Annotated in this window: 12 protein-coding genes; 2 read left to right on the top strand and 10 right to left on the bottom strand. The window is 73.7% G+C overall.

Features of this window, described 5'->3' with window-relative positions; translation table 11 throughout:
* Nucleotides 1–112: 112 nt before the first annotated feature.
* Complete coding sequence (gene fdxA, locus ACWD6P_RS21080; protein ID WP_033319951.1) at nt 113–433, bottom strand: ferredoxin; 321 nt, start codon at nt 431–433, stop codon at nt 113–115.
* A 140-nt stretch (nt 434–573) separates the two neighbouring features.
* Between fdxA and ACWD6P_RS21075 the strand changes: the two genes are divergently transcribed.
* Together ACWD6P_RS21075 and ACWD6P_RS21070 are read left to right on the top strand one after the other, a co-directional pair.
* Nucleotides 574–1593, top strand: coding sequence for a GNAT family N-acetyltransferase (locus ACWD6P_RS21075; protein ID WP_451445656.1), 1020 nt, complete (start codon nt 574–576; stop codon nt 1591–1593).
* A gap of 36 nt (nt 1594–1629) precedes the next feature.
* A complete protein-coding gene (locus tag ACWD6P_RS21070; protein WP_451445702.1) occupies nt 1630–2487 on the top strand; it encodes a transglutaminase family protein in 858 nt (285 codons plus the stop codon).
* On the opposite strand, the gene ACWD6P_RS21065 is transcribed toward ACWD6P_RS21070, so the two are convergent.
* From ACWD6P_RS21065 to ACWD6P_RS21025, 9 genes are all read right to left on the bottom strand, one after another.
* Nucleotides 2480–3649: a PP2C family protein-serine/threonine phosphatase gene (locus ACWD6P_RS21065; protein ID WP_451445655.1), complete on the bottom strand. Its 1170-nt coding sequence runs from the start codon at nt 3647–3649 to the stop codon at nt 2480–2482. The genes ACWD6P_RS21070 and ACWD6P_RS21065 overlap by 8 nt on opposite strands.
* 113 nt (nt 3650–3762) lie before the next feature.
* Entirely contained in the window at nt 3763–4368 is a 606-nt protein-coding gene (locus tag ACWD6P_RS21060) for a response regulator (RefSeq protein WP_451445654.1), read from the bottom strand.
* An 80-nt stretch (nt 4369–4448) separates the two neighbouring features.
* Entirely contained in the window at nt 4449–5732 is a 1284-nt protein-coding gene (locus ACWD6P_RS21055) for a sensor histidine kinase (RefSeq protein WP_451445653.1), read from the bottom strand.
* Nucleotides 5729–6466, bottom strand: a complete 738-nt coding sequence (locus tag ACWD6P_RS21050; RefSeq protein WP_451445652.1) for an ABC transporter permease — start codon at nt 6464–6466, stop codon at nt 5729–5731. The genes ACWD6P_RS21055 and ACWD6P_RS21050 overlap by 4 nt, the downstream gene beginning before the upstream one ends.
* On the bottom strand, nt 6463–7473 hold the full coding sequence (locus ACWD6P_RS21045; RefSeq protein WP_451445651.1) for an ABC transporter ATP-binding protein: 1011 nt from the start codon (nt 7471–7473) through the stop codon (nt 6463–6465). The genes ACWD6P_RS21050 and ACWD6P_RS21045 overlap by 4 nt, the downstream gene beginning before the upstream one ends.
* Before the next feature lie 160 nt (nt 7474–7633).
* Nucleotides 7634–9790, bottom strand: coding sequence for a hypothetical protein (locus ACWD6P_RS21040; protein WP_451445650.1), 2157 nt, complete (start codon nt 9788–9790; stop codon nt 7634–7636).
* Between the two features lie 226 nt (nt 9791–10016).
* Nucleotides 10017–10553 (bottom strand): DUF6113 family protein, encoded by a 537-nt coding sequence (locus tag ACWD6P_RS21035; RefSeq protein WP_451445649.1) that lies wholly within the window; start codon nt 10551–10553, stop codon nt 10017–10019.
* Nucleotides 10550–11506, bottom strand: a complete 957-nt coding sequence (gene mshB, locus ACWD6P_RS21030; protein ID WP_451445648.1) for an N-acetyl-1-D-myo-inositol-2-amino-2-deoxy-alpha-D-glucopyranoside deacetylase — start codon at nt 11504–11506, stop codon at nt 10550–10552. The genes ACWD6P_RS21035 and mshB overlap by 4 nt, the downstream gene beginning before the upstream one ends.
* Nucleotides 11507–11721: 215 nt before the next feature.
* Nucleotides 11722–11916, bottom strand: a complete 195-nt coding sequence (locus tag ACWD6P_RS21025) for a hypothetical protein (protein ID WP_451445647.1) — start codon at nt 11914–11916, stop codon at nt 11722–11724.
* Nucleotides 11917–12183 lie beyond the last annotated feature (267 nt).

Here is a 12183-nt window from a genome sequence, read left to right as displayed (position 1 = left end):
GCTTCGGTCCCGTACGGCGGTGGCCGTACGGGACCGGGCAGGCGGCGCCGTGCGACCGCTGACGACGCAAAGACCCCGGGGAGCGGCGAGCTCCCCTCGGATCCCCGGGTCGTTACTGGTTCTGCGGCGGCAGCTCCGCGATGAAGGGGTGGTCACGCTCGATCAGGCCGAGCTTGCTGGCGCCACCGGGAGAGCCGAGCTCGTCGAAGAACTCCACATTCGCCTTGTAGTAGTCCTTCCACTCCTCCGGGGTGTCGTCCTCGTAGAAGATCGCCTCGACCGGGCAGACCGGCTCACAGGCGCCACAGTCGACGCATTCGTCCGGGTGGATGTACAAGGAGCGGCTGCCCTCGTAGATGCAGTCGACCGGGCACTCCTCGATGCACGCCTTGTCCTTGACGTCGACACAAGGCTGCGCGATGACGTAGGTCACGCTGTCGTTCCTCCTCGGTAGGGCCGGCGGACCGATTGGCAGTACCGCCGCTGGGCGCGCGGGAGCGCGGCGTCGTCGATGCCCGCCACCTAGTATCTCCGTTCCCGGGCACGAGACGAACAAGAGGGGCGGTTTGAGCGATGGAATTCCTGGCCGGCGGTCACGCGGAAGTCCGGATCACCCGTGCTGACGTGGGCAAAAGGGTATCCGTCCGGCGCCGCACGGGGGGTGGGCCCGGGGAACCGGCGTTCACGGACGTGGTCGGTGTTCTCACATCCTGGAACGAGGGTGTGCTGAGCATCACACGTCGCAGCGGGGAGTGCGTACGGGTCGGGGAATCCTCGCTGGTGGCGGCGAAGGTCGTGCCCGCCACCCCGCCCCGCAGAAAGCTGCCCGCGGCCGGCGCACGGGAGCTCCAGGAGGTCGCGGCCCGGGGCTGGCCGGCCATCGAGACAGAGCGTCTCGGGGAGTGGACGCTGCGCGCCTCGGGGGGCTTCACCCGGCGGGCCAATTCCGTACTGCCCCTGGGCGACCCCGGCGTCCCGCTGGATGACGCCCTGGAGCGGATCGTGCGCTGGTACGGCGCCCGCGGGCTGCCGGCGGTCATCGCGGTGGCCACCGGGCGGGCGGGCACCGGCGGCGAACTGGCCGCCGAGCTGGCCGCGCGCGGCTGGTCCGGCGAAGGGCACACCAGCGTCCGGATCGCGGCGCTGGCGCCGCTCGCCGACACCGCGGCCGAGCTCTCCCGCGTCACGCTCTCCCGGGAACCGGACGCGCAGTGGCTGGCGCTGTACAACCGGACCGGCCAGAGCGGCGGTCTCACGGCCGACGCGCGCAAGGTGCTGACCGGCGGCCCGTCGGTGTGGTTCGCCACGGTGCCCGGCGCGCAGGGCGCAACGGCCGCGATCGGCCGCCTGGTCGTCGACGGGCGCTGGGCGGGGTTCGCGGCACTGGAGGTGGACCCGGCGCAGCGGCGGCAGGGGCTGGCCACACTGGTGATGGCGGCGCTCGCCCAGCGGGCCCTGGACGAGGGTGCCTCCGCGGCGTACCTGCAGGTCGAGGCGGACAACGCGGGCGCCCTGGCGTTCTACGACCGGCTCGGCTTCAGCGACCACCACGGCTACCACTACCGGTGTGCCCTGCCGGGCGGCCGGGACTGACAGGGGAGACGGATGCCCCAGGAACCCGAGCCGGAGATGCCCCGGGAGCCCGAGCCGGAGCAGCGCGCCCGTGCCGCGCGGCGTCGGATGTTCGCCGACGCCGCGCGCGCCGAGGCGCCCGATCTGGTGCTGCTGTGCCTGCTGATCGGCGCCGAGGCCGATCCCGGGCTGGACGAGACGGACTTCGACGACGTCCAGATCGAACTGGACCGCCTGGCCGGCCTGCTGCCGTACTCCCCTGCCGGCGGCCCCGGCGCCTGGGCCCGCAACCTCGCCGAGCTGCTCGGCACCCGCTGCGGCTTCGGCGGCTCCCCCGCTGACTACCGGCGGCTGGAGTCCTCGCTGCTGCACGAGGTGGTGCGGCGCCGCCGGGGCCTGCCGATCATGCTGTCGGTGGTGTGGATGGAGGTCGCCCGGCGGGCCGGCGCACCCGTGTACGGGGTGGCGCTGCCGGGGCACTTCGTCGTCGGTTTCGGCGACCCGTACGGGGCCCACGTACTGGCCGATCCGTTCGCGGGCGGGCGGCCGCTCACCGACGGCGACGCGGCGCTGCTGGTCGCGGGGGCGACCGGCGGGCGGCTGACCGAGCAGGTGACCACGCCCGCCGGGCCGCTGGAGATCGTGCTGCGGGTGCTCAACAACATCCGGGCCTGGGCGCAGGCCCGCCCGGAGCACAGCGCGGTGCAGCTGTGGGCGCTGGATCTGTCGCTGCTGCTGCCGAGCCATCCGGCGCGGCTGCGCCATGAGCGGGCCAGGCTGCTCGTGCAGCGGGGCGAGTTCCTCGCCGGGGCGGCCGAGCTGGAGGAGTACGCGCAGGTCGTGGCGCCGGTCGAGCCGGCCGGCGCGGCCGCGATCCGCCGCGAGGCCGCCGCGGCGCGCGCCATGCTCAACTGAGCGGCGGCGGGGGTGCGTCCGGCGTCGGCCGGGGCAGTGCCGTACCGGAGGCCGCGGCCGCGAGCCCCGCGGGAGGCGTCCTGCGCCGGACGACCAGTGCGGTGGCATCGTCGAGCAGCTCGCCGCCGGTGAAGCGTTCCAGGTCGGCGCGGAGGGTGCGGGCCAGCTCGGCCGGCTCCAGGCCGGTCCAGCCGGCCAGCCGCTCGGCCAGCGGGTAGAACTCGCCGTCCTGGCCGCGCGCCTCGGTGACGCCGTCCGTGCACAGCACGACCCAGTCGTCCGGCCGCGGGTGGACCCGTACGCTGCGGCGCGGCTCGGCGCTGAGCGTGCCCAGGCCCAGCGGCAGCCCGCCCTCGCCGTCCCGGCGCTCGTACACCGCGCCGTCGCGCACCAGGTAGTACGGGATGTGGCCGCAGGACAGCACCCGGCCCTGCGCCCGCCCCGGCTCGTCGCGCACCTCCATCAGCAGCGCGGTGACGAAGCGCTCGTCGGTGCCCTGCTCGACGGAGCGGGTGTTGTAGCGGGTCAGCGCGCTCTCCATGCGCTCGGCCACCGACTCCAGGGAGTCCTGGTAGTGCGCGGCCTCCCGGAACGACGCCAGCACCTCCAGGCCGGCGCCGATCGCCGGCATGCCCTTGCCCTGTACGTCGCCGATCATCAGCCGCAGCCCGTGCGGGGTCTCGACGGCCTCGTAGATGTCGCCGCCGACCCGGGCGCCCTCCTGCGCGGAGACATAGAAGCCGTACGCCTCGACCGGTCCGGCGCTCAGCGGCAGCTCGCGCAGCATCGCCCGCTGCACCGTGTCGGCCACCAGGCTCGTGCGGGCGTGCAGCGCCTCGCGCTGCAGACGGGTGCGGCACAGCACCAGGGAGAAGACCGCCACCAGGACCGCGCCGAAGATGCCGACGACCCGGCTGGCCGGGGCCCAGTCGGGCACCGTGAAGATGTCGACGTAGGTCAGGCAGACCACGAAGACGGCCGCCACCAGACGCGTCTGGCGGTATGAGCAGCGCAGCGCGGCGTACAGCGGGGCGATGCCCATGAAGGCCGAGATGTGCAGCTCGGGGCCGGTCGTCGCGTCCAGGGTGGTGACGACGAGGATCGCGAGGATCAGCAGCCCGGTGGCGCGGCGGCCGTTCTCCGCGGGTCGGTTGGCAGGCATAACACTTCAAGCCTGCGGGACGCCGCCGGACACCGCACAGGGGCGAAGGTCCCGTGGACGACCGGGGCGGCGGCCGGTGGCCGGGGCTGCCCCCGGCGCCGCTCCCGGGGCCGCTACAGCCAGCCCTTGTCGCGGGCCGTGCGGAACGCCTCGGCGCGGTTGCGGGCGCCGGTCTTCTGGATGGCGGTGGAGAGGTAGTTGCGGACCGTGCCCTGGGACAGATGCAGGGCGCGGGCGATCTCGGCGTTGGTGGAGCCGTCGGCGGCCGTCCGCAGCACCTGCCGCTCGCGTTCGGTCAGCGGGCTGGCGCCGTCGGCGAGCGCGGCCGCGGCCAGCACCGGGTCGATGACCCGCTCACCGCCGAGCACCCGCCGTACCGCGTCCGCGAGCCGGGCCGCCGGGGCGTCCTTGACCAGGAAGGCGTCGGCGCCGGCCTCCATGGCGCGGCGCAGATAGCCGGGCCGGCCGAAGGTCGTGAGGATGACGATCTTCACGCCGGGCAGCTCGGCGCGCAGCGCGGCCGCCGCGTCCAGCCCGCTGATGCCGGGCATCTCGATGTCCAGCAGCGCGACATCGACGTCCTGTGCCCGCGCCGCCGGGAGCACCTCGTCCCCGCGGGCCGCCTGCGCGACGACCTCCAGGTCCCCTTCCAGCGACAGCAGCGCGGCCAGCGCCTCCCGGACCATCGACTGGTCCTCGGCCAGCAGCAACCTGATCATGCCCGCCAGCTTAGGACCCCGCCCCTGACCCGCCGGACGGGCCCTCGGACGTACGGCACCGGCCCCGGTGCCGGGTGTGCCTACGCCGAGCCCTCGCGGGCGGGGGCGTCCGGGGAGGCGGCCCGCGGGCCGGTCCCGGGCCCGGAGGGGGTGTACGCGGTGGCCTCCGGCGCGCCGGCGGGGGCGGGGGTCAGCGGTACGCAGGCGCGCAGGGCGAAGCCGCGGCCGCGGGGGGCGGGGCCGGTCTCCAGGCGGCCGTCGGCCAGGGCGAGGCGTTCCCGCAGGCCGCTGAGGCCGTTGCCGTCCTGCTGGGCGCGGGGCGGGCCGGCACCGTCGTCGAGCACGGTCAGGCACAGACTGCGGCGTTCGTCGGCCTCCCACTCCTCGGTGAGCAGCAGCTCGCAGCGGCGGGCGCCGCTGTGCCGTACGACGTTGGTGACGGCCTCGCGCAGCGCCCAGGCCAGCGCGCCCTCCTCGTCGGGCGCGAGCAAGCGGTGCTCGCCCTCCAGCGCCGGGTCGACGGTGACCGCGACCCCGGCGGTGCGCAGCGCGGCGCGCGCCCCGGCCAGCTCGACGACGAGCCGGGGGCGGCGGTAGCCGGTGACCGCCTCCCGGACGTCGACCAGCGCCTGTCTGCTGACCCGCTCGATGTCGGCGACCTGCTGGGCGGCGTCCGCCGGCCGGTCGGGCAGCATCCGCCCGGCCAGCTCGCTCTTGAGCGTGATCAGCGAGAGGGAGTGGCCGAGGAGGTCGTGCAGATCGCGGGAGAGGCGCAGCCGCTCCTCGTTGGCGGCGAGGCGGGCCACCTCCTGGCGGGCGGCGCGCAGCTCCGCGGTCGTACGGATCAGATACTGCACGCCGACCATGGCGAAGCCGCTGAGCAGACACGGCAGGGCGTAGGCGAAGAGATATATCCGCACGTCCGCGTAGCGCATGCCGATGGCGATCAGCACGGCGGTCAGCGCCGGGATGATCCAGCGGGACTCCTTGAAGGACAGCGTCACGGCGGAGGCGACGCACGTGAAGGTGAACAGCACCAGCCAGTTGGGGCCCAGCGTCACCGACAGGGCGACGGCCAGCACCACGAGGAACACCACCGTCGCCCGCACCAGCACGCCGCTGGTCGAGAGGTGGATCATGTGCCGGAAGACGAGTACGAAGTAGGTGCCGACGAAGGTGATCAGGCCCAGCCAGCCCAGGACCTCGGCCCGTGCGGACAGGCCGCCGTCCAGCAGCTGTCCGACCGGTCCGGCCAGATACAGGAACCAGATCACGATCCACAGGGACTTCACCGCCGCCTGACGGCGGTTGCGCGGCGCCGTCCCGATCATCACCGGGTTGCACTCGGTCTCCGGACTGCTCATGCCGTGCGGTTGTCCTTTCGGTAGAGCCAGGCCGCTCCGGCGGCGAAGACCACCAGATACACGGCGAGTATCACCATGTCCTTCACATGCGGGGCGCCGCCACCCTCGACCGCCGTGCCGAGCGCCGCGTAGGCATGGGTCGGCAGCCACTCGGCGATGTTCTGCACCCACTGCGGCAGGATCGTCAGCGGCATCCACAGGCCGCCGAGGAACGCCAGGCCGAAGTAGACGAGCATGGATATCGGGCGGACCGCGTCACCGGTGGCCAGATAGCCGAGGGCGACGCCCAGCGCGGCGAAGACGAAACTGCCGAGCCAGGTGCCCGCGGCGATGGCGATCCACTGCCAGGCGTCGAGCCGGACGCCCTTGACGGCCGCGGCGACGCTCATGACCAGCAGGATCGAGGGCAGGCTGACCGTCGCGGCGGCGGCCATCTTGGCCGCGACATAGCCGCGCCCCGGCAGGGCCGTCAGCCGCAGCTGCCGCACCCAGCCCTTCTCGCGCTCCTTGGCGATGCGCTCGCTGTTGCCCAGCAGCACGGCGGTCATGGCGCCGAACGCGGCCATGGAGACCATGTAGTAGAGCCCCATGTCCAGCTTCATGCCGGGGATCGGCCGGCTGTCCGCGCCACCGGCGATGATCAGATACAGCACCGGCGGATAGATCACCGAGAAGAACATGAACTTCTTGTTGCGCAGCGCGCGGACGATCTCCAGCTTGATCAGAGTGGTCATCGGGCCGCCTCCCCGGCGGTGGCATCGGTGGCATCGGTGGCATCGGACGCCGTGGTGAGGGCGAGGAAGGCCTGCTCCAGGCCGAGGCCGGAGACCTCCAGATGCCGCGGGCGAAGGCCGAGGGCGTACACGGCGTGGACGGTGGCGTCGGCGTCCTGGGACTGGATGCGGACCGTCCGGCGGCCGGAGCCCGCGGCCGGGCCGCTCTCGGACACGGCCAGCGAGGTCAGGGCCGGCAGGCCGGACAGGGCGTCATGGTCGACCGGGGCGTCGAGCTCGAAGCTGATCCGGCGGATGCCGGCCCTGGCCTTGATCTCGGCGGCGCTCCCGTCGGCCAGCACCCGGCCGCGGTGCAGCACGATCACCCGGTCGGCGACTTCGTCGGCCTCTTCGAGGTAGTGCGTCGCGAAGAGGACCGTACGGCCCTGGCGGGCCTGCCGGCGCATCGCCCCCCAGAAGCTCTGCCGGGCCGAGACGTCCATACCGGTGGTCGGCTCGTCCAGCACGATCAGGTCATGGGCGCCGGCGGTGGCCAGGGCGAAGCGCACCCGCTGCTCCTGGCCTCCGGAGAGCTTGTCGACCATGCGGTCGGCGATGTCCGTGATGCCGGCGGCGGTCATGATCTGGTCGAGGGGGTAGCCGCGCGGATGCAGATCGCGGGCCAGCCGGACCAGCTCCTTGACCTTGACGCCCTCCATCAGGCCGCCGCTTTGCAGCATCGCGCCGGCCCGGCCCTGCTGTATGGCGCGCTGCGGGGTCGTGCCGAACAGGGTCACGCTGCCGGAGTCGGCGGTGCGCAGCCCGAGGAGCAGGTCGAGGGTCGAGGACTTGCCGGCGCCGTTCGGGCCGAGGAGGGCGACGGTCTCTCCCGGATACAGCTCCAGGTTCAGGTCGGCCACCGCGCGCACCGCGCCGTAACTCTTGCTGACCTGACGGAAGCTGACCACGGGTGCCCGGCCGCCCGCCTCCCGAGCGGTGGTGGCTGTGGTGGTCGCTGTGGTCGTCATGCTCTTCAGCTTCCGGGATCCGCCCGCCGCCCGGCAGTGTCGGATATCCGCACTCCGCCATGACATCTGTCATGGGTGAGGCCCCGCGGGGGTCTTCTCGGAGCGTGCCGAGAAGACCCCCTCGGGGCCCGTTCACCTGCGGTTCCGGGCGGTTGGAAGGTCAGCCGCCGTCCGCCCCGATGGTCTGGATCCGCTCGGCCGGGGTGGTGCCCTGCAGCGCCTTGCCGACCGCGCTGGCCACCTCCTCGACCGCGACCGGCTTCTTGGAACCGTCGCCCTTGGTCAGCAGTACGCCGTTGAAGGTGTCGCCGTAGAGCGCCTTGAGGGCCTGCCGGTCGTAGTACGGCACCAGCTCGCCATTGCTGCCGATCTTGAAGGACAGGAACTTCGGGATGGACTTCTGCGGGCTGAAGGAGACCGTGTGCCCCGGGTCCGTGCGGACCGTCACCAGTCCGGACATCGCGGGCTCGGCGTACTGCTTCATCGCCTTGTCCACCGCGGCCTTGCTGACCCTCGGCTGCTGGGTGCTCGCGGCGAGCACCACCGGCGTGTCGTTGCCGGTCGTGATGCGGTCCCGATAGGCGTCGGCGATCTTGTCCTTGGACGCCTTGACGTCGATCGCCTTGTGCGGCACGCCGTAGTGCGGCACCGCCTTGCCGTTCTCGAAGGTGATCCCGCCGTCCTGGGCGGCGCCCCCGGGTCCGGCGGCGTTCTCCAGCGCGACCTGCAGCTTCTCGTCGTCGACGATCATCGCCGGCTTGGCGGTGCGGGTGCCGCCGAACAGCGAGCCGATGACGGAGACCGGGTTGTAGTCCCGCCCGGCCGCGTTGCGGACCGTCGCCTGCGGGTCGATGTCCAGGCCCGCCCTGGCCGGCTGGAGGGTGACGGCCTTGCCGTCGACGGTGAGCTTGAGCGGCGCGTTACGGCTCTGCTTGAGCGCCGCCTCCAGCTTCTTGACGGCCTCCTCCTTGCTGGTGCCGCCGATGTCGACGCCCAGCGCGGTGGTGCCGTTGGGCACGTCGGCGTGGTCGAGCAGCAGGCCCGCGCCGTAGGCGACACCGGCCAGGACCACGACCGCGACACCCGCGAGGACGAGCTTGTTGCGGCCCTTCTTGGGCGGGTTGATCGGCTCGGGGATCTTGGGCCGCGGCTTCGGGGCGGCGTCGCCGGCCGGGGTGGCCGCGAACGGCGACGGGGCGGACGGTCCGTCGGCCCCGGGGACCGCCGGGATGCCGCTGACCAGCGTGTCGCCGGACACCCGGTCACGGCCTGCGGGGCCGCCCGGAGGGGCGCCCTTCGCACCGCGCTTGCCCTTCGGGCCGCCGGGCACCGCGGCGCTCTGCCCGCCGGGCAGTCCGCCCGAGATGCCCCCGCCGGCGCCGACGCCGCTGCCCGGTCCGGTGAGCGGCGCGGGCGGCTGCGGAGTGAGCTCCGCGGTGTCGTCACCGATCCGGGGTGCGGAGCCGGCGTTGGCCAGCGGGTCGCTGAAGCCGGGCGGGAGGTTGAGCGCGGAGGTGCCGCGGGCCGGCCCGGTCGTCGGGCCGCTGGGGCCCGCCGGGGCCTCGAACGGGCTGTGGTCGCGCGCGAGTCCGGCCGGCGGATCGAACGCCGGTCCGTCACCGCGCCCCGCGCCGTCGAACGGCGAGCCGCCGCCGTGCTCCGCACCGTCGAACGGCGAGGCGGCGCCGCGCGGACCGCCGTCGAAGGGCGACCCACCGCTCGGCCCGGGACCGCCGTCGAACGGTGACGCGCCGCCCTGCGGGGCCGGACCGTCGGAGAAGTACGGCAGGTCGGGGCGCTGCTGGGGCGTGGCGCGCGGCGGCACCGCGCCGCCCGGTGCGGCCGGCGCCGCGTGGGTGCCGGTGGTCGAGGACGAACCGGACGGCCCGCCCTGCGGCTTGCGCGGCGCGAACCAGTCGCTGGCCTTGTCGGACGCGGCGCCCGTGGTGGTCTCGTCCGCGGGGACGTCGGGCCTGGCGGTGTTCGCCGTACGCTCCGCGGCGCGCTCGCCGCCGCGCGCGGTGCGCGGCGCACCACGGGAGCCGGCGGACGAGGCCGGTCCGCTCCGGGCGGAGTCCTCGCCGACGGGCTTGCGCACGACGACCGGCGGGATGGGGCGCGACCCCGGAATGTTGATCTTGATCCGCGTCGTCAGCGTGGTCTCGGTCTTGGGCTCCTCCGGCTGCGCCGCGGCACCTGGTGCCAGCGCCTCGTCGGCATCTCCCCTGGGCGAGCCGTACGGCGGCGTCCCCGACGGGTACGCGGCTCCGCCACGGCCCTGGGGGCCGGAGGACGAACTGTCAGATTCACGACTCAAAGCAGGTTCTCCCGGTTGGCTCCGCCGCTCGTCAGAGATGTTCCCCGGCCCGTGGCCGGGGGGTGCCCCCAGGGCGGCGCGACGGCGCGCACCACCATACTGTCCGCCGCGGGCGGACACCCGGGGAGCGTACGAAGACCGCCGCCGTGGGCGGTACCCCCGTACCCGGGCCGTTCACCCGGACTTCACCCGGACCGGCGCGGCATCCGTCCCGGTATGGACCACGTCATCCGCCAACTCGGCTGTGCCGTACGCCCGTAGCGCGCATCTGCGCGGCGGTGGCGCAGATCACAGCCGCCAGGATGCCGCCCAGCAGGAAGATGTACGAGCCGGCACCCGGGCTGAAGAGGAAGTCACCTTCCGGCCGTACCTCGCCGAGCAGCAGGAACACGGTCACCAGCCAGGCCGCCCCGGGCGCCAGCACACCGGCCGGGGTGCCGGTCGCCCTGGCGCCCCCGTAGAACAGGCCGCCGACGCCGCCCAGCGCCAGCACCAGCCCCCCGGGGAACCAGGCCGCCTGCACCAGCGTTCCGGCGATCGCGACCAGCACGCCCGCGACCAGGAGCAGCACGTATATGCCGATCCGGCCGGGCGTCAGCGGCGCGTTCGGCGCGGACCCGGCGGGCGGTGTCGCGGGCGGGCCGGACCGCGGCCGGGACCCGGCGCCGGACGCACCGCCCGAACCCGCCCGCGACCGCTGCCCCTTGCCGGCGGCCGCGCCGTCCTTCGCGTTACCGCCGCCACCGCTCTTCGCCGCGCTCATTCCGCCGCCTCCTCAATCCGGGCACTCTCCTCCATACCCACCATTTCGCCGATACCTGCGAAGAGGTCACCCTCGCTCCCGCCGGCGGTCGCGCCCGCCGCGCCCCGCACCAGCCGATAGTGCTCCGTACCGAACAGCGGCTGCCCGAGGTCGTTGGAGAGCGCGAAGAACGGCCCGTCGACCGCGATCTGGGTGTAGTGCGCGCGCATCGCGGCGGCCTTCGCGGCCGCGTACGCCGGGTCGCCGGCGATCGACGCGGTGACCTCGGAGTCCGCCACCACGCCGGGCACCTCGTCGACGGCGGCGATGCCGCGGAAGCCGTGGCCTGCGGCGCGCAGCCGCGCGAAGCCCTCCTCGACCGCGGAACGGGGGTTGCAGTTCCAGTAGATCTTCCCGATCGCATACGCGGCGCCCAGCTCGGGCCGGAAGTCCGCCCGCGCGGCGAGCTCCGCGCCGCGCATGGCGACGCGGTGCGCCTGAATGTGGTCGGGGTGCCCGTATCCGCCATTCGGGTCATAGGTGACCAGAACCTGCGGGCGGACCTCGCGGATGACGGCCACCAGGTCGGCGGCGGCCTCGTCGAGCGGGGCCTGCCAGAAGCAGTCCGGCCGCTCGTTCTGGGGGGCGCCCATCATCCCGGAGTCGCGGTAGCGGCCCGGCCCGCCGAGGAAGCGGTGGTCGGTGACGCCCAGGACCGCCATCGCGGCGGCCAGCTCGCCCTCGCGGAACGGCCCGAGCGCGTCCTCGCGGTCCGGCGCCAGATGGGCGAGCTCGGACGGGATGACCTCGCCCTCCTCGCCGCGCGTGCAGGTCACGAGGGTGACCTGCGCGCCCTCGGCCGCGTACTTGGCCATGGTCACGCCGTTGTTGATCGACTCGTCGTCCGGGTGCGCGTGCACGAACAGGATCCGACGGGCGGGGAGGTCACTGCGGGGCGGCGGGTGGGCGGTCATGCGGACAGCCTAATCCGGCGGCGCCGGCGGCCCCGGCGGGAAGAGATCCGCACGGGACCCCCACGAATCCCCTACGAGCCGACGCCCATGCGGGTCCCCTACGAGCCGACTCCCCTACGAGCCGACCGGCCCGCCGCCACCGTGCGGACCCGTTCGCCGGCCGTGCGGCCGGACGGACTGGGGGCGCGGTGGCGGCGGGCCGGTCCGAAGACGGCTCAGAACTTGATGCCCCCGATCATGCTGGCGACGTTCGTCGTCAGCGACTTGACCGTCGGCGCGATGGACGAGCTGGCCAGATAGAAGCCCAGCAGCATGCAGACGAAAGCATGCGCGGCCTTCAGTCCGGACTTCTTGACCAGCAAGAAGACGATGATCGCCAGCAGCACCACCGCCGAAATCGAGAGTGCCACGGCGGCTCACCTCCAAGTACACACGGTCCGGTCAGAGTTGATGGTGCGCGGACCGCGTCCGCAAACCCGCGCACCGGGGTATGCCATGGGCTCTTTACCCCGTACCCACTACGCGCAAGGGATCATAACTTTCCGTCCTAGCGCATAAGTCGGAGCACGGAAGCAGAGTGGGGGCGCACACGATCTTCACGGACGCGACCACGGTGAGCCCCGGCCTTCCCGGGACGGCCGCGACGGCGGGCCGCCCGTGTACCGCGGACCCGGCCC

This window comes from Streptomyces sp. NPDC002446, assembly GCF_053595675.1.
The sequence above is the reverse complement of the archived record's forward strand: the minus strand, read 5'-3'. Positions and strand labels throughout refer to the sequence as shown.